The 24,218-nt window shown below is 65.3% G+C and carries 19 protein-coding genes; 12 read left to right on the top strand and 7 right to left on the bottom strand.

From position 1 onward, the window contains the following. Positions 1-299: 299 nt before the first annotated feature. Positions 300-1,286 carry a ribonuclease T2 family protein gene (locus tag ACKLLE_RS00955; protein WP_420056453.1) on the top strand — a complete coding sequence of 329 codons (987 nt, stop codon included), beginning with the start codon at positions 300-302 and terminating at the stop codon, positions 1,284-1,286. Between the two features lie 70 nt (positions 1,287-1,356). Here ACKLLE_RS00955 and ACKLLE_RS00950 read toward each other — a convergent pair whose 3' ends face one another. Together ACKLLE_RS00950 and ACKLLE_RS00945 are read right to left on the bottom strand one after the other, a co-directional pair. Beyond that, entirely contained in the window at positions 1,357-2,574 is a 1,218-nt protein-coding gene (locus tag ACKLLE_RS00950; RefSeq protein WP_420056452.1) for an RHS repeat-associated core domain-containing protein, read from the bottom strand. Between the two features lie 176 nt (positions 2,575-2,750). Continuing rightward, positions 2,751-3,101 carry a hypothetical protein gene (locus ACKLLE_RS00945; protein WP_420056451.1) on the bottom strand — a complete coding sequence of 117 codons (351 nt, stop codon included), beginning with the start codon at positions 3,099-3,101 and terminating at the stop codon, positions 2,751-2,753. Between the two features lie 569 nt (positions 3,102-3,670). On the opposite strand from ACKLLE_RS00945, the gene ACKLLE_RS00940 reads away from it, so the two are divergent. Continuing rightward, positions 3,671-4,975, top strand: coding sequence for an MFS transporter (locus ACKLLE_RS00940; protein WP_420056450.1), 1,305 nt, complete (start codon positions 3,671-3,673; stop codon positions 4,973-4,975). Between the two features lie 30 nt (positions 4,976-5,005). On the opposite strand, the gene ACKLLE_RS00935 is transcribed toward ACKLLE_RS00940, so the two are convergent. The 4 genes from ACKLLE_RS00935 to ACKLLE_RS00920 form a co-directional block, all read right to left on the bottom strand. Beyond that, positions 5,006-6,112, bottom strand: coding sequence for a hypothetical protein (locus ACKLLE_RS00935; protein WP_420056449.1), 1,107 nt, complete (start codon positions 6,110-6,112; stop codon positions 5,006-5,008). Between the two features lie 93 nt (positions 6,113-6,205). Beyond that, positions 6,206-6,745 (bottom strand): cupin domain-containing protein, encoded by a 540-nt coding sequence (locus ACKLLE_RS00930; RefSeq protein ID WP_420056448.1) that lies wholly within the window; start codon positions 6,743-6,745, stop codon positions 6,206-6,208. A gap of 3 nt (positions 6,746-6,748) precedes the next feature. Continuing rightward, entirely contained in the window at positions 6,749-7,537 is a 789-nt protein-coding gene (gene xth / locus ACKLLE_RS00925) for an exodeoxyribonuclease III (RefSeq protein ID WP_420056447.1), read from the bottom strand. Continuing rightward, on the bottom strand, positions 7,534-7,776 hold the full coding sequence (locus tag ACKLLE_RS00920; RefSeq protein ID WP_064304561.1) for a hypothetical protein: 243 nt from the start codon (positions 7,774-7,776) through the stop codon (positions 7,534-7,536). Before ACKLLE_RS00920 ends, xth begins: the two co-directional genes overlap by 4 nt. A gap of 144 nt (positions 7,777-7,920) precedes the next feature. Between ACKLLE_RS00920 and ACKLLE_RS00915 the strand changes: the two genes are divergently transcribed. After that, the gene (locus tag ACKLLE_RS00915) at positions 7,921-8,478 is read left to right on the top strand and encodes a type 1 glutamine amidotransferase domain-containing protein (protein WP_420056446.1); all 558 of its coding nucleotides are present in this window, start codon (positions 7,921-7,923) and stop codon (positions 8,476-8,478) included. Between the two features lie 114 nt (positions 8,479-8,592). Here the strand turns inward: ACKLLE_RS00915 and ACKLLE_RS00910 are convergent, their stop codons facing one another. After that, positions 8,593-8,862: a PepSY domain-containing protein gene (locus ACKLLE_RS00910; RefSeq protein ID WP_064304563.1), complete on the bottom strand. Its 270-nt coding sequence runs from the start codon at positions 8,860-8,862 to the stop codon at positions 8,593-8,595. 136 nt (positions 8,863-8,998) lie between these two features. Here ACKLLE_RS00910 and ACKLLE_RS00905 point away from each other — a divergent pair, with 136 nt between their 5' ends. From ACKLLE_RS00905 to ACKLLE_RS00865, 9 genes are all read left to right on the top strand, one after another. Further along, positions 8,999-9,379: a RidA family protein gene (locus ACKLLE_RS00905; RefSeq protein ID WP_420056445.1), complete on the top strand. Its 381-nt coding sequence runs from the start codon at positions 8,999-9,001 to the stop codon at positions 9,377-9,379. Between the two features lie 207 nt (positions 9,380-9,586). Further along, positions 9,587-11,578, top strand: a complete 1,992-nt coding sequence (locus ACKLLE_RS00900; protein WP_420056444.1) for a peptidase U32 family protein — start codon at positions 9,587-9,589, stop codon at positions 11,576-11,578. A 518-nt stretch (positions 11,579-12,096) separates the two neighbouring features. Next, positions 12,097-13,227 (top strand): cellulose biosynthesis protein BcsQ, encoded by a 1,131-nt coding sequence (gene bcsQ, locus ACKLLE_RS00895; protein ID WP_420056443.1) that lies wholly within the window; start codon positions 12,097-12,099, stop codon positions 13,225-13,227. Then, positions 13,224-15,449, top strand: coding sequence for a UDP-forming cellulose synthase catalytic subunit (bcsA, locus tag ACKLLE_RS00890; RefSeq protein ID WP_420056442.1), 2,226 nt, complete (start codon positions 13,224-13,226; stop codon positions 15,447-15,449). The genes bcsQ and bcsA overlap by 4 nt, the downstream gene beginning before the upstream one ends. Beyond that, a complete protein-coding gene (gene bcsB / locus ACKLLE_RS00885; protein ID WP_420056441.1) occupies positions 15,446-17,746 on the top strand; it encodes a cellulose biosynthesis cyclic di-GMP-binding regulatory protein BcsB in 2,301 nt (766 codons plus the stop codon). Before bcsA ends, bcsB begins: the two co-directional genes overlap by 4 nt. Positions 17,747-17,749: 3 nt before the next feature. Further along, complete coding sequence (gene bcsZ / locus ACKLLE_RS00880; protein ID WP_420056440.1) at positions 17,750-18,946, top strand: cellulose synthase complex periplasmic endoglucanase BcsZ; 1,197 nt, start codon at positions 17,750-17,752, stop codon at positions 18,944-18,946. Then, positions 18,922-22,866: a cellulose biosynthesis protein BcsC gene (locus tag ACKLLE_RS00875; protein ID WP_420056439.1), complete on the top strand. Its 3,945-nt coding sequence runs from the start codon at positions 18,922-18,924 to the stop codon at positions 22,864-22,866. Before bcsZ ends, ACKLLE_RS00875 begins: the two co-directional genes overlap by 25 nt. Positions 22,867-22,884: 18 nt before the next feature. Beyond that, positions 22,885-23,544: an SGNH/GDSL hydrolase family protein gene (locus ACKLLE_RS00870; RefSeq protein ID WP_279897505.1), complete on the top strand. Its 660-nt coding sequence runs from the start codon at positions 22,885-22,887 to the stop codon at positions 23,542-23,544. Then, on the top strand, positions 23,541-24,203 hold the full coding sequence (locus ACKLLE_RS00865) for an alginate O-acetyltransferase AlgF (RefSeq protein WP_420056438.1): 663 nt from the start codon (positions 23,541-23,543) through the stop codon (positions 24,201-24,203). The genes ACKLLE_RS00870 and ACKLLE_RS00865 overlap by 4 nt, the downstream gene beginning before the upstream one ends. The last annotated feature ends 15 nt before the right edge of the window (positions 24,204-24,218 follow it).

Genomic DNA, 24,218 nt, shown 5'->3' with positions numbered 1-24,218 from the left:
GGGCGGCGCTCGATCTCAAGGGCGCTGGAAACGTCATGGCAAGCACCTGTCAGCCCTGATGCGATCTACTGACAGGCCTCTCACATTAAAAGATGTGTAGATACCCATGCCTAGCACAGGGGACTGTTCGATCGCAGTTGCCTGTAGTTCCTGCAGTTCGGTTGAGTCGCGGTTTTCCCGCACTATCGGTAATATCCCGCGCCAACGAATACAGGCCCCTCCATGAACGGCGTCCCGGTTCCTGCCAGCCGGACGCCGCTCGACACTGCGAGCCTCATTCCCCGATACAGGAAATCACCATGGCACGCCTGGCCGCACTTACCGTTGCAAGCGCCCTCTCCCTCCTCAGCATCGACACGGCGCTGGCCGTGGATGCCAGCGCGGGGACCTTCACCATTACCCAGAGTTGCGAGGCCTTCCAGTCTTTCAAGAACCGCACCAACCCCGGTGGGCTGTCCGTGCAGCCTGGCCAGGCGTTGCCCATCGCCGAGGTCAATCGCGAGCAGTACCAATGGGTGCGGGTCAATGTCGGCAGCGGTAGCAAGGACCTGCGCTGGGTCGCCGCCGAGTGCGGCCGGGTCGAGGGCTTGCACATCGCCCAGCCCGGCGCGCGTGCCTGCAGCGTTGCCGACCAGTACGACAGCCACGTGCTGGCGATAACCTGGCAGCCGGGCTTTTGCGAGCACGACCGCAGCGGGCCGGGCAAACCGGAATGCCAGGCCATGCGCGAAGGCGAGCTGAAGGTCGATCATTTCACCCTGCACGGCCTGTGGCCGAACAAGCAGGCCTGTGGCATCGACTACGGCAGTTGCGCCGGCCCGGCGCTGGACCTGGACCAGGCCACGGTGGACTACATCAAGCCGTGGATGCCCAACTTCCACTACGACACCCGGTTCGGCAACCACGAATGGAAGAAACACGGCGTCTGCCAGACCGCCATGGACGATGACCAGTACTTCAGGCTCGCGGTGGACCTGGTGAAATCCTTCAACGATTCGTCGGCCGGCGCCTATGTCCGCGAGAACGCCGGCGGCTCGGTGTCCAGGGAACAGTTCCAGGCAAAGCTGGCGGATGATTATGGCAACAAGGCCGCCGCCAACAACTTCCAGCTGATCTGTACCGGGGAGTACCTGGAAGAGGTCCGCGTCGCACTGCCCAGAGACTTCAAGGGCGAACGCAGTTTAAAAGGCGTGCTCGGCCAGGACTTCCTCGCCGAGCGCAGGAGCGACCGCAACGAGTGTCGTGGCGAGCGGATCCGGATCGAGGCCAGTGGGATGGCGAAGTGATTTCCTGCGCAAGGACCTGGCAGGCGTCGACGAAGGGGGCACCGGGCCCCCTTCGTGGCGTTCACCCCTGCTATTTGAGCAGGTCCTCCCGGCCCAGCATCGGCAATGCCACCAGCGACCTTATTTCCGTTTCGCTGACCATCGGTGGTATGAACTTCTGACCCAGCACATTCGGGCCCGTATAGAAATCCATGGTGTATCCAAACAAATCGAACAATTCCTCATCGAATTGCCGAACCGTGCCCTTGTACAGTTTCCGGGTGGTGGAAGTGATCTGCTGTTTGAACCCGCCGCTCAAGAACAGTCCCCCCGCAGCCTCCGTACCGTTGTTGAGGTAGGCCGCCTTGAACGCATCGAACTTACCCGTAGCCTTTGCCTCGTCCACATGCTGGACCAACTGGGTCAGCGCCTTGGCCCGTGCTTGCTGGGCGAACCGCAGTTCACTGGGCACCGTGGGCCACTTCGCCGGAACCTTGGACAGCGGCCCGCCCCGAGTACGGAACCAGTTGCGCGGAAGCCCCTTCAGACCGTGCAGGCCCATGGAGATCCCGGCCGCCGCGCTGGCGATACCGAAGGCCTGTCCCCAGGCTTCCAGCGTCCTGGAGAGTTGGGGATCACTTTCCGCAATGATGATCGAGGCCACGTCGAAGGCGAAGGAAATCGCTGCCAGGGCGGTGGTCGCGACCGCCAGCAGCATCGAGGTGCCAGCAGTGAACGGAGCCAGCAGCACCCCCACCGCACCTGCCACGATACGGAATGCCGTGCTCTGGATGGCTGGCGCATTGTTCCAGCGCGAATACTGGGCGACCACTGCTCGGCCACTGGGGTCTGCGTTGTTGACCGGATCGGCATTGCCGAACACATAGCCTCCGGCACCACCGATACCGAACGGGCTGTTGCTGTCGCGAGAGAGGAACCGGCCAAGCGCCGGGTCGTACAGGCGATAGCCATTGCCCGGGTGGTATAGCCCCAGACTGTTCAACGGTTCGCCCTTGAAGCCCAGCCAGTTGGTTGCTTTCGTGCCGGAATAACGCTGGCCGTAGGGCTCGTAGCGGAAATAGGTGATGGCCTTGGTTGTCAGGTCGACGCTGGCGAATACCGTACCGTTGGCATCGCGCAATTCGAAGGAACGGCTTTCGTTGCTGTCGGTGATGGCATCCTGCAGCAGGCAGGCTCGGCTTTCGTTGCGCACGATGAGCGAACGCTTCTTGAAGCTGGCTCCTGTTGTGCTGTCCGTCTGCACCAGCGCATAAACGCAATCACCCCGATAGTGGTAGGTGTCCGTCATGTTGCCGATAGTGCCGCCGCGTACCCGGCCTTCCTTGTCATAGCTGAAGGTGTACTTGGTCTTGTCGCCATCGGCGGAATAGGTGTTGACCTGACCGTTGCCGTGGTAGCTCAGCCTGCGGGTGCCCCCCCCGATGCAAAGCAGGTCGTCACCGTCACCGAGCAGGAGGTCAACAGCTACGAGTACGACAAGTCCCTGAGCCAGTTGCTGGAACTCGCGATCGTGGTGATGACCTGCACGTCACGCCCGGTAACGTTCCAGAACTTGTTGAGATAGGAACTGCCCGGGATCTCCAGCCTGGTATCGGCCTTGATCCCGGCCTGAATCAGTTGCATCCGGGCATTGACCTGCTTGCACAGGTCCATCACCCAGGTGTACTGGCCTAGCCGACCTGGCAGCGGCACGAAGGTAGTCTGTTCCAGTACGCTCTGCGTCGCCTTGTCGAGCACGCTGACCGTGATCCGTTCGCCCTCGGCAAGATCACGGCCAGACCAGACACTACCCAGGTCCACCCAATTATTCGCCATCGCGCAAGCTCCTCGGATGAGCGTCGCAGGACGGTTGCGGAAGGCATCGTCGGGCCGACGCGGAAACCACAAGAAAGGGAGAGATGCGCTTTACGCTAGAGCGGGCCGGGCCGGGCCGGCTCACAACTGACAGAAATATCAGGTGGGTGGTTATCCAGTGGTTCTTTCGGAAGCTGGCCCTGGGCAGGATTTATAGAGTCCGGCGCGGACTCGTAGGAGCGAGGCTTGCTCGCGAAGGACCGCGCAGCGGTCCCGGATTTGCGGCGACAACACAATTTTGGGACCGCTGCGCGGTCCTTCGCGGGCGAGCCTCGCTCCTACAGAAGCAGCGCGCGTGGGCGCGTGGTATCAGGCCGCCGAGCCGCTGGTGCGACACTGCGCCGCACCCCGCACCACCTGTCGGCCCGCCCCCGAAACCCATTAGAATTGCGCGCCCCTTTTTCGCCTCATCGCATCGAGCAGCGACAACCCCAACAAAAACCAGCAGCCCCGGCCCGCAACGGTCCGGCTGACATGCGCGCGCGTCCCGAGGGTGTCTGTCCGCTGTTCAATCGATTTTCGAGGTACCTATGTCTCCGCGTTTGCTGGCGATGGCGCTGGCACCCCTGCTCGGGCTGTTCATCATGGCCCTGGGCAACGGCTTCCTGTCTTCCCTGACCACGCTGCGCCTGGATGAGGCCGGCGAGTCGGCCACCCTGATCGGCATGGTGTCGTCCGCCTACTTCATCGGCCTGACCCTCGGCGCCGTGTTCAATGACCGCCTGATCCTGCGCATCGGCCATATCCGTGCCTACAGCAGCTTCGCTTCGCTGATCGCCGTGACCATCCTGCTGCAAGGCCTGTTCGTCGATACCTGGGGCTGGATGGTGCTGCGCCTGATCAACGGCTGGGCCACGGTCGGGGTGTTCCTGGTGATCGAGAGCTGGCTGCTGATGGCCGGCGATACCAAGGTGCGCGGGCGTCTGCTGGCGCTGTACATGATCGCCTTCTACGGCGCCGGCGTATTGAGCCAGGCCGGCCTGGGCGCCCTGAGCGGCTGGGGCGACACGGCACCGTTCATGGTCGCCGGCATGCTGGCTTCGCTGTCGGTGCTGCCGATCGTGATCCTGCCGCGGGTTTCGCCGATCCTCGAACATGTCGAACCGCTCAAACCGCGCCAGTTGCTAAGCGTCACCCCGACCGGGCTGGTCGGTTGCTTCGGCTCGGGCGTGACGATCGCCGCGGTCTACACCCTACTGCCGCTGTACCTGCAACGCAGCGGCCTGGACGTGGGCGAAGTCGGCCGGATGATGGCCTGGGTGATTCTCGGCGCCATGCTCCTGCAATATCCGGTGGGCCGCTGGTCCGACCGCAAGGACCGTCAGGACGTGCTGATCGCCCTTGCCGCGCTGTGCGTGGTGCTGTCGGTGGTGATCGTGCTGCTGCCGTCCAATTCGGTATTGTTGCCGGCCATGCTGTTCCTGCTCGGCGGCGGAGTGTTCGCGGTCTACCCGGTATCGGTCAGCCATGCCGCCGACCGCGCCCCGGTGGAAGCCTTGGTGCCGATGATCCAGGGCATGCTGCTGATCAACTCGCTGGGCTCGGCCTTGAGTCCGCTGGCGATCTCGCCGGTGATGAACAGCTACGGCGCGGCCGGGCTGTTCTGGGCTTTCGCCGCGGTCAACCTGGCGATGGTCGGCTTCTTCGTACTGCGTCGCGGCAAGCGGCCGGTGCCGGCCAACCCCGCGCCGTTCGTGCCTTCGGCCACCTTCTCGCCGACCGGCGCGGAACTGCGGGTTACCGACGACCTGCGCCACGCCGCCCAGGAGCACCCGCCGGTGCCCGAGTGCGACAACGCCCATTCGCCGCCCGTGCCCCGCGCCGGGGTGGAGTGACGCACCGCGCGGCCGTCTGCCCCGCCCTGGTCAGGGCGTGGTCTTCGGCCGCGGTACCAGCCAGCCGAGAATCACGCCTTTCTTCGGCGCCGCCTCGATCAGTGGCCTGGCGTCGTACCAGCGCACACGATCGAGGGCATCCTGCTTGTCGCCCCAACTGTTGCGCAGGCGCAAGCCGTAGCGGCACTCTCCCGAGGCTTCGCACAGCCTGGCGTAGCCATAGATCACGTAGGAATGGGCGAAGTCCTTGCTGCAGCCCTTGGCTCCGGTCTTTTTGAGCGCGCATTCCACTTCGAGGATCAACGGCGAACCGCCATCGATGGCCTTTTTGATCACGGCCAGGGCGCCGGCATAGGTGTGGGGCTTTTTCTCGCTGTCGGGGTATTCCACCAGCTTCATGTTGCGCTCGAACAGCACATGGTTGGGCAGGCGCTTGCAGCGGTCCGGGATCACCACCCGCAACAGGAATTCACCGAATTTCCTGCCATTGAGGCCCTTGGCCAGTTGCGGGTTATCGACCGAGGGCACGATCTGGCGCAGTTCGGCCAGGACCGTCTCGGGAATGTCGGCGGTAGTGGCGAACTTGCCGTTGTACTTGCGGTAGAACGCTTGCAACTGCCCGAGCAGTTCGCGCTGTGCCGCCACCGAGGCCTCGCTGATGCTGCCGTCTTCCACATAGCGGCTGCCCAGGAACGCACGTTCATCGATGCAGGCCTGGTCGATGGCCGAACCCCGGATTACCGCGGTATTGAACAATGCCAGGATCGCGCTGCCGCCTTCGGTCAGTTCCTCGGGTTTGTTGAAGCTGTAGCCGCCTTCGCCGTAGACCGGCATTTCCTGGCCCCAGACCGCCACGCCCAGCGGTGACACCAGGCGATTGGGCTCCACCGCGGTGCAGCTTTCCTTGTAGGCCTGGCAGTTGTGGTAGTTGAACACCGTAGCGGCAGAATGCCCGTAGCAGAAACCGAAGCCCTGCTGGCTGGTGGGCGCGGGCATGTTCTCCAGGACCTTGATGTCCTTGTCCGAGACGGTCCATTGCTCGTCGAAATAAAGGTCGGCACGCACGTATTGGTACTTTTCTTCGGCATGGACGAAGACCGGCAGCAGGCACAGGACGATCGGCAGGAGGCGCTTCACGGCAGGAGTCCCCGGGAGGAGGCTATCAAGCGAAGCGTACAAGCAGGTATGTCGTTACGCCACTAGTTGATGTGCCTGCCTTGCAATATCAGGTCAAACCGGCCCCCAGGCGGTCATCAACGGGCCCTCGATACCGCCCAGAGGATCGGCCTCCGGCAGCGGCACCCGGGCGATGCGCGCTTGCGAACCGGCATGCCCGGCGCTGCCGGGGCGCTGGATGTCGTAGTCTTCCTGCCCGCGCGGGTAGGCGCCGACCACCAGGAAGTCCTTGCTGCACTCGACGCAACGGTGGCCGGTGCCGGCTGGCAGCACCAGCACGTCCCCCGGTTCCAGGCTCAGGGTCTGCCCCGACTCGCCGCCCAGGGTGACCCGCGCCCTGCCCTGCACCACGGCCAGCGCTTCATGGGCCGTGGAATGGTAATGGTGATAGTCGAAAATGCCATCGCGCCAAAGCGGACTCCAGTGGTTATCGCGGAACAGGGCCTCGAAGGCGGCGGCTGCATCGCTGCCCGGCCTGGGGCGCAGGTGGTAGCGCAACACCGGCAGGTGGCTGTTGGGCGTGGCGCCGTCGTCATGGAAGTACAGTTGCTGGACCTTGGGCAGTGCGCCGGGCAGGTCATCGAAAGCGTGCATGGTTCACCTCTTCTTGCGCGCGCCCAGTTCGATCCAGGTTGGCGCGTGGTCGCTGGCCTTGGGCTCGTTGCGCACCCAGGCATCGACCCCGGCGTTCTTCAGGTAGGGCGCCAGGGATGGATTGAGCAGCAGATGGTCGATGCGCAGGCCGGCGTTCTTTTCCCAGTGCTGGCGGAAGTAATCCCAGAAGGTGTAGATGCGCTCCTCGGGATAGACGTGGCGCAGCGAATCGACCCAGCCCTGCTCCAGCAGGCGCTGGTAGCAGGCGCGGCTTTGCGGTTGCAGCAAGGCGTCCTTGAGCCAGGAACGCGGGTTGTAGATATCCTGGTCGGTCGGCACCACGTTGAAATCGCCGGCCAGCACCACCGGGTGTTCGCTGTCGTGCAGCGCCCGTGCATGCTCGATCAGGCATTCGAACCAGGCCAGCTTGTAGTCGAACTTCGGGCCTGGCTGGGGATTGCCATTGGGCAGGTACAGGCAGGCGACGATCACGCCATTGGCGGCGGCTTCCAGGTAGCGGCTCTGGGCATCGTGTTCCATGCCCGGCAGCCCGCGGCGGATCTCCAGCGGCTCGGCGTCGCGGGCGAGGATGGCCACGCCGTTCCATGAAGGCTGCCCCAGGAACAGGCTGCCATAGCCGGCTTCGGCGATTTGCTGGGTGGGGAAGTCGGCGGCCTTGAGCTCCTGCAGGCAGACGATGTCGGGTTTCTCGCGCTCCAGCCAGGCCAGCAGATGGGCCTGGCGTGCGCGGATGCCGTTGATGTTGAAGGTGGCGATCTTCAGCGCTTTCATGCGTCGGGGTCCGCCAGCCGGCTGTCCAGCGCATCTTCAAGCGCGCGGGCATGCCCGCTGTTGGCCAGCGCCTTGAGCGCCATGTACTCGTCCCAGTCCACCACTCCGCTGCTGAGCAGTTCCTCGGCGCCCTGCAACAGGCTGGTGTGCCAGGCGTCGGGTGAGTCAAGGCGGTAGCCGTCGTCCATCAGCATGTCGTGCCAGGCCTGGAGTTCCGGGCGATGGGGTTTGTCATTCATGGCGATGTCCTGGTTCGGTATCTGTTGGTTTGAGCCCGGGCGGGCGGCGGGCGTTCAGAAAAAACAAACTTTTCCCGCTGCCCGTGCCTCAACACCCAGGAGGCGGCAAGTCGCCGCCATGACCTGAACAGGAGGAGCTCACTCATGGCTCAGCAACTGCAAGGCAAGAACATCCTGGTAATCACCTCGAACGCCGGGGTCGAACGGGACGAACTGCTCAAACCGCTCGAAGAGCTGCGCAGCCAGGGCGCGACCCTGGTCCACGGCTCGATCGAGGGCGGTACGGTGCAGACCTTCCTGCATGACACCGAGAAGGACCGCACCGTCGAATCCGATGCCCGGCTCAAGGACATGCACGAAGCCGACTTCCACGCCCTGGTGATCCCGGGCGGAACGGTCAATGCCGATACCCTGCGTACCGACGAGGATGCCCGCCGCCTGATCAAGGAATTCAGCCTGGCCGGCAAGGTGGTCGCGGCGATCTGCCATGGCCCCTGGGCGTTGATCGATGCCGGCGTCGCCGAAGGCAAGACGCTGACTTCCTACCCCAGCCTGAAGATCGACCTGGCCAATGCCGGGGCCGAATGGGTCGATAAGGAAGTTCAGAAATGCGGGGCCAAGGACTGGACCCTGATCACCTCGCGCAAGCCGGATGACATTCCGGCGTTCAACCGGGCGATCGGCGAGGCGCTGGTGGCCTGACGGCTCGAGTGCCTGGACGGGCCTCATCGCCGGCAACGCCGGCTCCCACAGGTTTTGTGTGCACCGCGAACCTTGTGGGAGCCGGCGTTGCCGGCGATGAGGCCCTCAAGGCTGTCAGTGATCCATCTCGTCCTTGACGATCTTGCCGCTGTGCGGGTCGACCTTGAATTCGTATTTCATGCCATCGGCCTTGACCCCCTCGCCTTCCCAATAGCCGTCATCGGCTTCGATCTTGGTGATCTGGGTGTAGCCGGCCGCCTTGAGGGTGGTTTGCGCCTGGTCCTGGGTGACTTTCCAGTCCGCGCCGGGCTGGTCGGCAAAGGCCGGCGCGGCCAGCGCGCCGACCAGGGCCAGGCCGGCGAACATCGAGGTCAGTGGTTTCATGGGGCATCTCCTTGTTTTGCATGAAAGGTCTGTGGTGGACCCGTACGCCGATACCAAGGTTCAGCCGGATTCGCCGCAAGCGACGGCACGGCTTACACTGTGCGGCCGTTTTACTCGTCAAACCCAGGGGTTATCCATGGCCAAACACGACATCACCTACATTCCCGACCCGGACCCGGAGTCGATTTCCTCCGATGTGACCGGCTTCAACGGCATCCTGATGTCCACGCAAATCCCCACCCGCGCCGACGGCAGCCTGGAACTGGGCGATATCACCGCGCAAAGCGAATGCACGCTGCAGGCGCTGAAAGTGGCGCTGGAAAAGGCCGGCAGTTCGATGGACCGCGTCCTGCACCTGACCATCTACCTCACCGACATGGCCGAACGCGCGGCGTTCAACGAGGTATACCAGCGTTTCTTCAAGCAGCCCTGGCCGGTGCGTGCCGCGGTGGGCGTGGCGCAACTGGCGGTGGAAGGCATGAAGGTGGAAGTCACGGCGATGGCAGCGAAGGCCTGATTTTCCCTGCTCTACACAAAACCTGTGGGAGCGGGTTCACCCGCGATGGCTATGGTGTATCCACTATCGTAATCGCGGGTGAACCCGCTCCCACAGGGGACGTGTGCGACAGCGTTGTCCGTCCCGCCTGGCAGCATTCGGATGCCCCCCGGCCAATTCGCCGCTACAATGCGCGCCTTGACCGTGAAGCAGCCCGAAAAAAACATCATGTCCTTGCCCAAGCATCACCTGGAATTGCTCAGCCCCGCCCGCGATGTCGCCATCGCCCGCGAGGCCATCCTGCATGGCGCCGACGCCGTGTACATCGGCGGCCCGAGCTTCGGCGCGCGGCATAACGCCTGCAACGACGTCAGCGATATCGCCGAGCTGGTGACGTTCGCCCGTCGCTATCACGCGCGCATCTTCACTACCATCAACACCATCCTCCACGACAACGAGCTGGAGCCGGCGCGCAAGCTGATCCACCAGCTCTACGATGCCGGCGTGGATGCGCTGATCGTCCAGGACCTGGGGGTGATGGAGCTGGATATCCCGCCGATCGAACTGCACGCCAGTACCCAGACCGATATCCGCACCCTGGCCCGGGCAAAGTTCCTCGACCAGGCCGGTTTTTCCCAGCTGGTACTGGCCCGCGAGCTGAACCTCAAGGAAATCCGCGCCATCGCCGACGAAACCGACGCGGCGATCGAGTTCTTCATCCACGGCGCGCTGTGCGTGGCCTTCTCCGGCCAGTGCAACATCTCCCACGCCCAGACCGGGCGCAGTGCCAACCGTGGCGACTGCTCCCAGGCCTGCCGCCTGCCCTACACCCTCAAGGATGAAAAAGGCGGCGTGATCGCCTATGAAAAGCACCTGCTGTCGATGAAGGACAACAACCAGAGCGCCAACCTGCGCGCGCTGGTCGATGCCGGGGTGCGTTCGTTCAAGATCGAAGGCCGCTACAAGGACATGGGCTATGTGAAGAACATCACCGCCTACTACCGCCAGCGCCTCGACGAGATCCTCGAGGAGCGCCCGGACCTGGCCCGCGCCTCCAGCGGCCGTACCGCGCACTTCTTCGTGCCGGATCCGGACAAGACCTTCCACCGCGGCAGCACCGACTATTTCGTCAGCGAACGCAAGATCGATATCGGAGCCTTCGACTCGCCGACCTTCACCGGCCTGCTGGTGGGCAATGTCGAGAAGGTCGGCAAGCGCGACCTGAGCGTGGTCACCCATGAGCCACTGTCCAACGGCGACGGGCTGAACGTGCTGGTCAAGCGCGAGGTGGTGGGCTTCCGCGCCAACATCGCCGAGCTCAAGGGCGAGTTCGAGGAAGACGGCGAGAAGCGCTACCGCTATCGCGTCGAGCCCAACGAGATGCCCGAGGGCCTGCACAAGCTGCGCCCGAACCATCCGCTGAGCCGCAACCTCGACCACAACTGGCAGCAGGCCCTGCTCAAGACCTCGGCGGAACGCCGGGTCGGCCTGTCCTGGGTGGCCCGCCTGCGCGAGGACGCCCTGGAACTGACCGCCACCAGCGAGGAAGGCGTCAGTGCCACTGCCCGCCTGGCCGGTCCGTTCGGCGCCGCCAACAAGCCTGAACAAGCCCTGGAACAACTGCACGACCTGCTGGGGCAACTGGGTACCACCCAGTACCACGCCGACGCCGTGGAACTGGATGCGCCGCACGCCTTCTTCATCCCCAACTCGCAGCTCAAGGCCCTGCGCCGCGAAGTGATCGAGGCCCTGACCGAAGCGCGCATCGCCGCTCATCCTCGTGGTGGGCGCAAGGCGGAAACCACGCCGCCACCGGTCTACCCCGAGTCGCACCTGTCGTTCCTGGCCAACGTCTACAACGAGAAGGCCCGGGCGTTCTATCACCGCCATGGCGTCGAGCTGATCGATGCCGCGTACGAAGCCCACGAAGAGCCGGGCGAAGTGCCGGTGATGATCACCAAGCACTGCCTGCGCTTCTCGTTCAACCTGTGCCCCAAACAGGCCAAGGGCGTGACCGGCGTGCGCACCAAGGTGGCGCCGATGCAACTGATCCATGGCGATGAAGTGCTGACCCTGAAGTTCGACTGCAAGCCGTGCGAGATGCACGTGATCGGCAAGATGAAGGGCCACATTCTCGACCTGCCGCAGCCGGGCAGCGCCATCGTCGGGCATATCAGCGCCGAAGACCTGATGAAGACCATTCCCCGCGGGCCGCACTGAGGCCCCACCTGGCATTCGTTTTGCGTCGAAATCGTCCTCCTAGACGATCAATTCCCCTGTGGGAGCGGGTTCACCCGCGATTGCTATGGTGACTTCACTACCGTAATCGCGGGTAAACCCGCTCCCACAGTGATCGCATTCCGCCATTTATCTCCACCTTCGATCCGACCACCAACCGGTAGCTCTTTGCGCAACCTGTAGGAAATATTGCTATCATCCGTAAGCTTTTTCCTACGCGACTCAGGGCCCGCCTGAGCGCCATGTCAGGGAAAAACCCAAAAAACGGCATTCAACTTTTATCGACACAGGCCGATGCAGGAACGCAGGCCGTGCCAGAGCGGCTCAGGATCAAGTCAAAATTTCGGCGCTTTATTTTCGTTGCTCCAGCAATCGGAAACACCGGCGTAGAAAAAACAAATTATTGACACCGTCATTTTGATATCACACCCTTGCCTCCTTGGAAGACTTTTGATCTGCCCCTTCTGTAGTCCAGATAGCCGTTGGCTGGAAGTACATATATGAGTCAAGCAGACGATATTGGAAATCTGTTCCTACGCTTTGGGGCCAGCGCCGACAGCTACCGGGAAATCAACACCGAGTTCGAGTACCTCGAACCGCTGCCCGGCAGGACCGAGCCGGCGCCGCTTGCGCCCGCTGTGGTGAAACCCGCCCTGGTCGAGGTCAAGCGCCTGGCCCTGGCGCCTGCCGTTCCCGTGTCATCCAACCCTGCTCCGGCACATTCGCCGTCGAGCCTGGAGGCACCGGCCGGGTCTTTGCGCGAGCGTCTGCTGGAGATCGCCCGCGAACGCCGCCAGGCCGCCGAAGAGAGCAACCGTCGCGCCCTGGACAAGGCCATGCGGGTGCAACCTGCGTCGCGCCCGCAGGCCCGAGTGCTGGCAGTGGTGTCAGCCAAGGGCGGGGTCGGCAAGACGACATTGACCACTGCCCTGGCCAGGCTGCTCAAGCGCCCGGCCGGTCGTACCCTGGTGCTCGACCTCGATCCGCAAAATGCCGTGCTCAGCCACTTCGGCCTGCCGCGCAGCACGCCGGGGCTGAACCAGGCACGCCTGCAGGCCCTGGACTGGAGCCAGATCTGCGTTCCTTGCGACGCCGGGATCGAGTGCCTGCCGTTCGGCCCCAGCAATGCCGCGGACCTGCGCGCCTTCGAAAACCTCCTGGCCAGCAACCCCGAGTGGCTGGTCCAGGAACTGTCCACCCTCGACCTGGGCAAGGACGACCTGCTGCTGATCGACACCGCCACCGGTGCTTCGCCGTGGCTGCACCAGGTGCTGGCCATCGCCGACCAGGTGGTCGCCTTGACCCTCGCCGACGCAGCTTCGTACCTGGTGCTGGACAAGTTGCAATCCTGGCTGTCGCCACTGCGCCCCGAGCACTGCGCGTTCCTGGTCAACCAGGTCGATGCCCGCAGCGCCCTGAGCCTGGACATGAGCGAAGTGCTGCGCCAGCAACTGGGCAGCCAATGCCTGGCCGCCATCCCGTTCGACCCTCAGGTTGGCGAGGCCCTGGCTTTCGAATACGACCTTTTCCAGCAACCGGCCGATAGCCCCGCCTGCCAGGCGCTGCGCAACGTTGCCGGCCAGTTGTCCCACCGCCTCGAGCAGATTCGCGAAGAAAACAGCGCCTCATGACCGCCCAACTCACATCGACGCCGGAGTTGCCGACGTCCAGGAGAGCGCGGGCGCTTGCCTGGGTCGCCCGGATGGAACAGCTGCCGTCCCCACTGAAACTCGGCCTGAAGATCGCTGCGGCAGTGCTCGGCCTGCTCCTGCTTGCCGCCGTGGTCACCGCGCCCCTGGACCTGGAGCGCCAGTTCGCCTTCGCCGGCCTGTGCCTGGTCTGCCTGCTGGTGCTGCGCAAGGTACCCGGACGCCTGCCGGTGATGGCGATGATCGCCCTGTCGCTGCTGGCGACCCTGCGCTACGTCTATTGGCGCCTGACCGATACCCTCGGATTCGACAACTGGCTGGACATGTTCTTCGGCTATGGCCTGGTGGCCGCCGAAACCTATGCCCTGATCATCCTCGCCTTCGGCTACATGCAGACCGCCTGGCCGCTCAAGCGCAAGCCGAAGCTGCTCGACGTGCCGCCACAGGAATGGCCGGTGGTGGACGTGTTCGTGCCGACCTACAACGAAGAGCTGAGCATCGTGAAGCTCACCGTACTGGCCGCCCAGGCCATGGACTGGCCGCGGGACAAGCTGCGCATCCATGTGCTCGACGACGGTCGCCGCGAGGAGTTCCGCGAGTTCTCCCGGCAGATCGGGGTCAACTACATCGTTCGCGACAACAACCGCCACGCCAAGGCCGGTAACCTCAACGAAGCGCTGAAGGTCACCGACGGCGAATTCGTGGCGATCTTCGATGCCGACCACGTGCCGACCCGCTCCTTCCTCCAGGTCACCATGGGCTGGTTCCTCAAGGACCCGAAGCTGTCGCTGCTGCAGACCCCGCACTTCTTCTTTTCTCCAGACCCGTTCGAGAAGAACCTCGACACCTTCCGTTCGGTACCCAACGAAGGCGAGCTGTTCTACGGCCTGATCCAGGACGGCAACGACCTGTGGAACGCCACGTTCTTCTGCGGCTCCTGCGCCGTGATCCGCCGTACCCACCTGATGGAAGTCGGCGGGGTGGCGGTCGAGACCGTGACCGAGGACGCCCATACCGCCCTCAAGCTCAACCGCAAGGGCTACAACACGGCCTACCTGGCGATCCCCCAGGCGGCGGGGCTGGCCACCGAAAGCCTGTCGCGGCACATCAACCAGCGCATCCGCTGGGCCCGGGGCATGGCGCAGATCTTCCGCACCGACAACCCGTTCATGGGCAAGGGCCTCAATTTCGGCCAGCGGGTCTGCTACGCCAACGCCATGGCGCACTTCTTCTACGGCCTGCCGCGCCTGGTGTTCCTCACCGCGCCGCTGGCCTACCTGATCTTCGGCGCGAAGATCTTCCACGCCTCGGCGCTGATGATCACCGCCTACGTGCTGCCCCATATCATCCACGCCAGCCTCACCAACTCGCGGATCCAGGGGCGCTTCCGCCACTCGTTCTGGAACGAGGTGTACGAGTCGGTACTGGCCTGGTACATCATGCGCCCGGTGCTGGTGGCCCTGATCAACCCGAAGATCGGCGGCTTCAACGTTACCGACAAGGGCGGGATCATCGAGAAGGACTACTTCGACTGGAAGCTGGCCCGGCCCTATATCGTGCTGCTGACGCTGAACCTGATCGGCATGGTCTGCGGCATCGTCCAGTTGATCGTCGGCGACCCGGACGCGGCGGTGACCATCGTCATCAACCTGGGCTGGACCCTGTACAACGTGATCATGACCAGCGCCGCCGTGGCGGTGGCCAGTGAAAGCCGCCAGGTGCGCACCGAGCCGCGGGTGCATGCCGAGCTGCCGGTACGCCTGGCCCTGCCGGACGGCCGCCAGATCGACACCAGCACCCTGGACTTCTCGCAGAGCGGTGTCGGCGTGAAGCTGCCGCGCGACCTCGCCCTGGAGAAAGACATGGAGGTCCAGGTCACCCTGCACCGCGGCGGCCAGGCCTGTGTGCTACCGGCACGGGTGATGTTCTCGCGCAACGGCATGGCCGGCATGCGCTTCAAGGAACTGAGCCTGCGCCAGCAAAGCGACATGGTCCGCCTGACGTTCTCCCGCGCCGACACCTGGGCCTCGACCTGGGGCGGGGCCAAGACCGACACCCCGCTGCACGCCCTGCGCGACGTCGGCAAGGTCGGCCTGCGCGGCATGTACGACCTGGGGCAGGCCACCCTGGCGGCGCTCCACCATCGCCGCTATTTCCGCAAGAACCCGACTTCTACCTCCGAACCTGCAGTGGAAACCCAATGACCTTCCAGGCTCCCGACGCCCGCCCCGTGAACCCGTTGCGCCGCCCCGCCCTGCTCGCCTGCGCCCTGCTGCTGGCCGGCGCGGCCCAGGCCGAGGACCTTGCGGCCAGCGCATCGACGCCGGCAGCGCCGGAGGCGGCACTCAGCCCGGCAGGCACCTCGCCCGGCTACCGCATGACCTTCAAGGACCTGGGCAAGGACTACACCATGAGCCTGCGGGGCATCGAGTCCGCCGACACGGTGAACTTCGACATGCGCGCCGACGAGGTGGTCACCGGCGCCCAGCTGACCCTGCAGTACACCTATTCGCCGGCCCTGCTCAGCGACCTGTCGCAGATCAACATCATGGTCAACGACGAAGTCGCCGCCAGCCTGGCGCTGCCCAAGGAAAGCGCCGGCACCCTGCAAAAGCAGACGGTGGACATCCCGCCCTACCTGATCACCGAGTTCAACCGCCTCAGCGTGCAGTTGATCGGCCACTACACCATGCAATGCGAAGACCCGCAGCATTCCAGCCTGTGGGCCAAGGTCGGCCCCGACAGCCAGTTGAGCATCCAGGTGTCCCAGGTCGAACTGCCCAACGACCTGGCCAACCTGCCGCTGCCGCTGTTCGACCGTCGCGATCGCCGCGCCCTGGCCCTGCCGTTCGTGTTCGCCGCAGCGCCCGACAACACCACCCTGGAGGCCGCCGGCGCCGTCTCGTCCTGGCTGGGAGCGCTGGCGAGCTACCGTGGCGCGCGCTTCTCGACCCAAGTACAGGGCCTGCCCGCCAGCGGCAACGGCATCGTCCTGGTCAACAGCAGCGACGCCTCGCACCTGGCCGGCCTCGACCTGCCGGCGGTGGACGGCCCGACCCTGTCCATCGTCGCCAACCCCAACGACCGCTTCGGCAAGCTGCTGGTGATCGCCGGTCGCGACAGTGCCGAGATCAAGCAGGCGGCCAGCGCACTGGTGCTCGGCAGTCGCAGCTTCTCCGGGCAGCGCGTGAAGATCGAGGCCGTCGACCTGCTGCCGCGCCAGCCCTACGACGCACCCAACTGGCTGCCCAGCGACCGCCCGGTGCGCCTTGGCGAACTGCTGGAGCCGCGCCTGCTCAATGTTTCCGGCTACGCCCCGGGCATGATCACCGTGCCCCTGCGCCTGCCGCCGGACCTGTTCAACTGGCGTGAAGACGGCGCCCGCCTGGACCTGAAATACCGCTACACGCCCCAGCAGACCTCGAACAATTCGTCGCTGATGGTGAGCTTCAACGACCGTTTCATCCGCTCCATGCCCCTGCCGTCGATCCAGAGCATGGGCGCCGGCGAAAGCCTGCTGGCAATGCTGAAGAAGGACGACAGCCTGGTACGCGAAGCGAGCATGCTGCTGCCGCTGGATTCAGTGGCGCTGCAATCGCGCCTGCAGTTCCGCTACCAGTTCGACTACGTCAAGCAAGGCGAATGCGGCGACATCATCATCGACAACATGCGCGGCGCCATCGACCCCGACTCGACCCTTGACCTGAGCGGCTACGACCACTTCATCGCCATGCCCAACCTCGGCGTCTTCAAGGACAGCGGTTTCCCCTTCACGCGCATGGCCGACCTGTCGCAGACCGCCGTGATCCTCCCGGACAACGCCGGCCCGGCCGACTGGGACGCCTACCTGACCGTACTCGGGCGCTTCGGCGACTCCACCGGCTACCCCGCGACCGCCGTGCGTGTTGCCCAGGCCGATGACATCGCGCAGTTCGCCGACAAGGACCTGCTGGTGCTGTCTTCGGCGCACAACCAGCCGCTGCTCACGCAATGGGCCGAGCATCTGCCAAGCCGTGCCGAAGACGCCAAGCGCTACGTGGAGTTCTCCGACCTGCCGCTGCGCCTGCGCCAATGGCTCAGCCCCGACCCGGCCGCCAACCTGCGCAAGGCCCGCGGCGCCCTGACCTTCAGCGGCGAAGACAGCGCATCCTACGTCAGCGGTTTCGAATCGCCGCTGCAGAAGGGTCGCAGCGTGGTCCTGCTGTCCAGCCCGCGTCCGGACAAGCTCGGCGAAATCACCGACGCACTGATTGGCGGCGAGCACTACACCCAGGCCCTGCAAGGCAGCCTGGCGGTGATCAAGGGCAAGAACATCCAGTCGCTGGTGGCCGAGGAGGACTACTACGTCGGCCACCTGGGCCCGTTCAGGTACATCCAGTGGGTACTGTCTCGGCATGTTCTGCTGCTGTTGGTGCTGACCGTGGTCGGCGTGTCGCTGGTCAGTTGCGCCGCCTACTTCTCGCTGCGGGCCATTGCCCGGCGCCGGCTCAAGGACCAGTAAGCCATGGGCAGCCCTTGGAAAACCCTGCTCGCAACGGCGCTCGCGGCCTGGCTGCTGCCTGCCGGCGCACAGGCCGCGGAGCAGTGCGGCGTCAGCGAATGGCCGTTGTGGCACCGCTTCGTCGAGCATTTCATCCAGCCCGACGGCCGGGTGCTGGACGCCAGTACCCCGCAGTTGCACAGCTCGTCCGAAGGCCAGTCCTACGGCATGTTCTTCGCCCTGGTGGCGAATGACCGCGATGCCTTCGACAAGCTGTGGGCATGGGCGAAAAACAACCTGGCCGGCAGCGACATCGGCGCCAACCTGCCTGGCTGGTGGTGGGGCAAGGACGACAAGGGCCAGTGGCGCCTGCTCGACAGCAACTCGGCCTCCGACGCCGACCTGTGGTTCGCCTACGCCTTGAGCGAAGCGGCGCGCCTGTGGAAGGACGAACGCTATAGCGAAGACGCCAGGCTGTTGCTGGCCAATATCAAGGCCCGGGAAGTCGCCGACCTGCCCGGCCTGGGCAAGATGCTCCTGCCCGGTCCGTTCGGCTTTGCCCAGCCCGATCATCTCTGGCACCTCAACCCGAGCTACCTGCCGGTACCGGTGCTGCGCCGCCTGGCCGGGGTCGATCCACAAGGGCCGTGGAACGAAATCGCCCGCAGCACCGGCAGCCTGATGCAGCGCGCCGCCCGGCACGGCTTCGTCGCCGACTGGGTCGGCTATCGCGGTACCGGGCCCACCTCCGGGCTGTTCATCATCGACCCGCTCAAGGGCGACCTGGGCAGCTATGACGCAATCCGCACCTACCTCTGGGCCGGGCTGACGCCCAACAGCGATCCCCTGGCCAAGCCGATCCTCGACAGCCTCGACGGCATGTCGCGGATCGTCGCCACCCAGGGCACGCCACCGGAGAAGGTCGAGGTGCACGCCAACAGCACTAGCAATGCCGGCAATTTCGGTTTCTCCGCCGCGCTGCTGCCCTACCTCAAGGCCCGCCAACAACCCTGGCTGGAGCAAGGGCAACGGGCCCGTGTCGATGCCGAACTGGCCCAAAGCCTTACCCCGCAGGCCGTGCAGGCCAGCCAACCACCCTATTACTCCGTGGTCCTCAGCCTGTTCGCCCTTGGCTACATGGATGAGCACTACCGCTTCCTCGCCGACGGGAAGCTGCAACCTCTCTGGGAGACTTCATGCGCTCGCGCCGCCAAACCCTAGCCGTCGGCCTGCTTGCCGCACTGTCCTGCTCCGCCGCCCACGCCGAACTCAGCGCCAACGGCAAGGCCCTGCTCGAACAGGGCCAGTACTGGCAGGCGCGCAAGGACAAGGCACGGGCTTCCGAAGCCTGGCGCAAGCTGCTGCTGATCGATCCGCAGCAATCCGATGCCATCTACAACCTCGGCCTCATCGAGCTGGACAGCGATCGCCCGGCCAACGCCAAGCGCTATCTGGAGCAATTGCAGGCGGCCCATCCCGGCTCGCAACAGGCCCTGCTGCTGGACCAGGAAATCCGCCTGCACGGTGCCGCCACCGGCGAGCACCTGAACCAGGCGCGTATCGCGGTGGAATCCGGCGAAGCGGAAAAGGCCGTAGAAACCTACCGCGGACTGTTCGGCGGCCAGCCGCCCCAGGGTGACCTGGCCCTCGAATACTACGGCACCCTCGGCTACACCAAGGGTGGTTTGCCGGAGGCCCGTCAAGGGTTGGAGCGCCTCATCGCGCAGGGCGGCGACAATCGCCGGGCCAGGCTGATCCTGGCCAAGCTGCTGCTCGGCAACGAAAGTACCCGCGCCGACGGCCTGCGCCGCCTGGCTTCGTTCCGCGATGATCCGGTGATCGGCAGCCAGGCCGTGGAAGCCTGGCGCCAGGGGCTGTCGTGGCTGGGCGGGAGCAAGGCCGACATGGCCTTGTTCGAGGAGTACCTGAAGGCGTATCCGGACGACGAGGAAATCCGCGAGCAGATGCGTACCGGCCAGCGTCGGGCGCAGTCCGGCTATCAGCAGAATCCCCATCTGGCCCGGGGCTTCAAAGCCCTCGAAAGCGAAGACCTGACAGCCGCCGAGCAGTCGTTCCAGGCGCGCCTGCGCGAAGCGCCACAGGACGCCGATGCCCTCGGCGGCCTGGGGCTGGTGCGCCAGCGCCAGGGTCGCCTGGCAGATGCCGATGCCCTGCTGCGCCAGGCGATCAAGCAAGGCAATGCCAGCCGCTGGCAGAGTGCACTGCTCGCCAACCAGTACTGGGTGCTGCTGGACCAGGCCGCACAGGCGCGTGACGCCGGCAATCCGGACAAGGCCCGGGAACTGCTGCAACGGGCCATCGCCAGCAATCCGCGGGAAGTCCAGGGCCATCTCAACCTGGCCGACCTGCAGGCGTCCCAGGGCCAGTTCCAACTGGCCGAGACCACCTACCGCCATGCCCTGAGCCTGGATGCCGGCCAGGCCGACGCCCTCGCCGGCCTGATCGCCATCCTGGCGCAAAACGGCAAGCTGGCCGAAGCACAGCGCCTGATCGACAACCTCGGCGATGCCCAGCGCCAACGCGTGGACATGAGCAGGCTGCGTGCCGCCATCGCCGTCGGCCAGGCCAAGGACGCCGAAGCCCGGGGCGATCTGGCCGCCGCGCGCAAGGCCCTGGAGGACGCGGTGCGCAACGACCCGCAGAACCCCTGGACGCGCTCGGATCTGGCCGAGATCTATCTGAAGACCGACGCCGCGAACAAGGCCCGGCAGACCATGGACGAACTGGTCCAGGCCAACCCGGGCAAGCCCGAGGCGCTGTATGCCGGTGCGCTGTTCGCCAGCCGCCAGGAACAGTGGGCCAAGGCCCGCCAGTTGCTCGAACGCATCCCCGCCAGTCAGCGCAGCAAGGCGATGAACAACCTCGCCGAGGAAGTCGAACTGCGCCAGTTGGCCGCCCAGGCGCAAGCCCTGGCCAAACAGGGCAAGCGCAGCCAGGCCCTGAACCTGCTGCAACGGGCCGAGAATGGCGTCAGCGCCAGTCCCGACCTGTATGCCGCCCTCGCCGCGGCCTATATCGAGATCGGCTACAGCGACCGCGCCGTGTCCATGCTGCGCAACGCCATCGCCCAGAGCAGCACGCCGACGCCGGCCCTGCGCATTGCCTATGCCGGCGCCCTGCTCAAGAGCGGCGACGACATGCAGGTCAGCCAGATGCTGCGCGAACTGCGCAGCCTGCCGCTGACCCGCGCCGAGCAGCGCAGCTACGACGACCTGCTGTTCCAGTACACCGTGCGCCAGGCCGACCTGCTGCGCGAGAAAGGCGACCTGGTCGCCGCCTACGACACCCTGGCCCCGGCCCTGGCCCAGCGTCCGGACGATGCCCAGGCGGTGTCCTCGCTGGCGCGCATGTACCTGGATAACCGCAATCCGCAGAAGGCGGTGGACCTCTACCAGCCCTTGCTTGCCGCCCAGCCGGACAACGCCGATGTGCAAATGGGCGCGGCCCTGGCCTACCAGCAGAACGGCCAGACCGCCCAGGCGGAGCGGGCCATCGAACGTGGCCTGGAACTGGCCCCGGAAAACCCTCAGGTACTGAGCACGGCAGCGGCCTGGTACCGCAGCCGCGGCAAACTGGCCAAGGCCCAGGCACTTTATGCCCAGGCACTGGCCTTGCAGGGCCCGAAGGAAGAACTGATCGACAACCCGTTCGGCCAGGCCATCGCCGCCAACCCCTTCGTCGGGCAACCGGGCCAGCGCAAGGCCTCGCGCCTGGGCGATATCGCCCTCAACGAGATTCCCGAGCCGGCCAAGGTGCAAACCAGGAACCGCGCCAGCGAGCCGGTGCCCTTCGACGAGCCCGTGCTGCTGGCCAGCCGCGATGCCGAGCCGCTGCAACGCCGCGCTACCCGGCCGGTGGACGAGCCGCAGCGCGACGAGGTCGAAGCGGATCCGCGAGCGGCCATCGAGACCGAACTGGCCAGCCTGCGCGAGCAGCGCAGCCCGCAGCTCAGACAAGGCGTGACCTTCCGCAGCAACAACGGCGAGTCGGGCCTGAGCAAGATCACCGACATCCAGGCGCCGCTGGAGATCAGCTTCCCGGTCAACGACGAACGCATGGCCGTGCGGGTGACCCCGGTGTCGCTGAACGCCGGCGGCTTCCACTCCGCAAGCAACAGCGTCCTGCGTTTCGGTGGTTTCGAGGCGGGCCAGGCGCTGGACATGGACACCTTGCTGCAAGGTTCGCCCGGTTCGCAGAAGGACGCCGGCGTCGGGCTGGCCCTGGCCTATGACATGCCGGCGCTGGGTATCAAGACCGATCTCGGCAGCACCCCCATCGGTTTCCGCGAAACCAACCTGGTCGGCGGCATCAGCCTCGACCGGCCGTTCGCCGAGAACAGCAACTTCCGCTACAACCTCAACCTGTCGCGACGGGCCATGGTCGACAGCCTGGTGTCATTCGCCGGGGCCAAGGACGAACGCAGCGGCGTGGAGTGGGGCGGCGTCACCGCCACCGGCCTGCGCGGCCAGCTCAGCTACGACAACCAGCGCTGGGGCAGCTATGCCTATGCCGGCTGGGCCAACCTCGACGGCAAGAACGTCGAGGATAACCAGCGTATCGAACTGGGCAGCGGCATCTACTGGTACCTGGTCAACAACGAGGATGCCCGCCTCACCGGCGGCCTGGGCCTGTCGGCGAGCAGCTACGAGAACAACCAGAGCTTCTTCACCTACGGCCACGGCGGCTACTTCAGCCCGCAGAACTTCTTCTCCATCGGCCTGCCGGTGAGCTGGGCCCAGCGCGGCCCGGACTGGTCCTACCAGATCCAGGGATCGGTCGGCCTGCAGCATATCGAGCAGGACGGCGCGCCCTACTACACCGACAAGAACGCCCAGGCGACCCTGGAAAGCCTCGCTGCGATCTACCAGGCCAACAACCCCGGCAGCCTGGTCACCACCCGCTACGAATCGCAAAGCAAGACCGGCATCGGCTATTCCCTCGGCGCCAGCGGCGAATACCGCCTCGGCGACGGTTTCTTCTTCGGCGGTGCGCTGGGCGTGGACAACGCCCGCGATTATCGCCAGTTCACCGGTGGCCTGTACCTGCGCTACCTGTTCGAGGACGGCGGCGGGGCCATGCCCCTGCCGGTCAGTCCTTACCGTTCCCCCTATTCGAATTGAGCCAAAGGAGATCCATACATGGCTGCTTCCCTGCTTGCCGGCCTGACCATCCTGATGATCGGCGACAGCCACCTGGCCACGCCCAACTACCTGATGCAGGACCTGCACGACAACCTGGTCAACCAGGGCGCGCAGGTGCATACCCTGGGCGTGTGCGGTTCCAAGGCCGGTGACTGGACCGGCACCGTGGTCGGCGAGTGCGGCGGTGCCGAACGGCGCAACAAGGACAAGGCGGTGGTTCTGGGCAACAAGGCCACCACCCAACCGGTGGGCCAACTGGTCGCTGCCGACAAGGCCAACCTGATCGTGGTCGTGATGGGCGATACCATGGCCGACTACACCAAGCCGGCCTTCCCCAAGGTCTGGGCCTGGCAGCAGACCAAGCAACTGACCAAGGCCATCGCCGAGACCGGTGCCAAGTGCGTCTGGGTCGGCCCAGGCTGGGGCACCGAAGGTGGCAAGTACAAGAAGACCTTCGCCCGCGTCGAGATGACCTCGAAGTTCCTCGCGGCCAACGTTGCCCCTTGCGACTACATCGACTCCCTGACCTTCGCCAAGCAGGGGCAGTGGGCGACCACCGACGGCCAGCATTACACGCCGATGGGCTACACCAGCTGGAGCAAGGCGATCACCGACGCGATGCTGAAAACCCCGGCGGTACAAGGGGCGAAGAAATGAGCCTGCGCACCCTGCTCGCCCTGCCCCTGGCGCTGGCCGCCGCTGCGGCCAACGCCGACGTCGCGCTGTACCCCACCGGCCCGGGCGAAGACTCGGCCTTCCTGCGCTTCGTCAACGTCGCCCCCGGCGCGCTGAAGATGCAGGCCGGCGGCTCCGGCGCCAGCCTCGACCTGGATGACGCGAACAAGGTCTCCAGCTACCTGCCGGTGCCGGCCAACAAGGCCATCAAGGGCACCCTCAGCCGCGGCGGCCAAAACGCGCCGCTGGACCTGCAGGTGGCGCCGGGCGAGTTCGCCACGGTGTTCGCCTTCGATAACGGCGGCAAGATCAGCCAGCGCGTGGTCCGCGAACAACCGGACGACTTCAACGGCCTCAAGGCCTCGCTGGCCTTCATCAGCCTCGACGCCACCTGCCAGGGCGCCAGCCTGCGTCCGGCCGGGCGCAACGCCGACCTGTTCAAGGATGCCGCCGATGGCAGCGTGCAGCGTCGCTCGATCAACCCGGTGAAGCTCTCGGTTCAGTTGGTCTGCGCCAATGCCAACGTCGGCGAGCCGCTGGACCTGGGCGAGCTCAAGGCCGGCGAGCGCTACAGCGTGATGCTGCTGCCGGGCGCCAATGGCCCGCAGTTGCTCAACGCCACCGATACCCTGGCCAACTGACAGGACGTCCGCCGC

This window comes from Pseudomonas bharatica (assembly GCF_048586865.1).
GTDB classification, from domain to species: Bacteria; Pseudomonadota; Gammaproteobacteria; order Pseudomonadales; family Pseudomonadaceae; genus Aquipseudomonas; species Aquipseudomonas bharatica.
Note: the sequence above shows the minus strand (reverse complement) of the source record. Positions and strands in the feature narration are given on the sequence as shown.

Bases quoted from the DNA above. Each gene is read 5' to 3' on its own strand.
- ACKLLE_RS00915 (WP_420056446.1), top strand. From the start codon at position 7,921: ATGGCTCAGCAACTGCAAGGCAAGAACATCCTGGTAATCACCTCGAAC.
- ACKLLE_RS00870 (WP_279897505.1), top strand. From the start codon at position 22,885: ATGGCTGCTTCCCTGCTTGCCGGCCTGACCATCCTGATGATCGGCGAC.
- ACKLLE_RS00905 (WP_420056445.1), top strand. From the start codon at position 8,999: ATGGCCAAACACGACATCACCTACATTCCCGACCCGGACCCGGAGTCG.
- bcsZ (WP_420056440.1), top strand. From the start codon at position 17,750: ATGGGCAGCCCTTGGAAAACCCTGCTCGCAACGGCGCTCGCGGCCTGG.
- ACKLLE_RS00865 (WP_420056438.1), top strand. From the start codon at position 23,541: ATGAGCCTGCGCACCCTGCTCGCCCTGCCCCTGGCGCTGGCCGCCGCT.
- bcsQ (WP_420056443.1), top strand. From the start codon at position 12,097: ATGAGTCAAGCAGACGATATTGGAAATCTGTTCCTACGCTTTGGGGCC.
- bcsA (WP_420056442.1), top strand. From the start codon at position 13,224: ATGACCGCCCAACTCACATCGACGCCGGAGTTGCCGACGTCCAGGAGA.
- ACKLLE_RS00940 (WP_420056450.1), top strand. From the start codon at position 3,671: ATGTCTCCGCGTTTGCTGGCGATGGCGCTGGCACCCCTGCTCGGGCTG.
- ACKLLE_RS00950 (WP_420056452.1), bottom strand. From the start codon at position 2,574: ATGACGGACACCTACCACTATCGGGGTGATTGCGTTTATGCGCTGGTG.
- ACKLLE_RS00945 (WP_420056451.1), bottom strand. From the start codon at position 3,101: ATGGCGAATAATTGGGTGGACCTGGGTAGTGTCTGGTCTGGCCGTGAT.
- xth (WP_420056447.1), bottom strand. From the start codon at position 7,537: ATGAAAGCGCTGAAGATCGCCACCTTCAACATCAACGGCATCCGCGCA.
- ACKLLE_RS00910 (WP_064304563.1), bottom strand. From the start codon at position 8,862: ATGAAACCACTGACCTCGATGTTCGCCGGCCTGGCCCTGGTCGGCGCG.
- ACKLLE_RS00930 (WP_420056448.1), bottom strand. From the start codon at position 6,745: ATGCACGCTTTCGATGACCTGCCCGGCGCACTGCCCAAGGTCCAGCAA.
- ACKLLE_RS00955 (WP_420056453.1), top strand. From the start codon at position 300: ATGGCACGCCTGGCCGCACTTACCGTTGCAAGCGCCCTCTCCCTCCTC.
- ACKLLE_RS00900 (WP_420056444.1), top strand. From the start codon at position 9,587: ATGTCCTTGCCCAAGCATCACCTGGAATTGCTCAGCCCCGCCCGCGAT.
- ACKLLE_RS00875 (WP_420056439.1), top strand. From the start codon at position 18,922: ATGCGCTCGCGCCGCCAAACCCTAGCCGTCGGCCTGCTTGCCGCACTG.
- bcsB (WP_420056441.1), top strand. From the start codon at position 15,446: ATGACCTTCCAGGCTCCCGACGCCCGCCCCGTGAACCCGTTGCGCCGC.
- ACKLLE_RS00920 (WP_064304561.1), bottom strand. From the start codon at position 7,776: ATGAATGACAAACCCCATCGCCCGGAACTCCAGGCCTGGCACGACATG.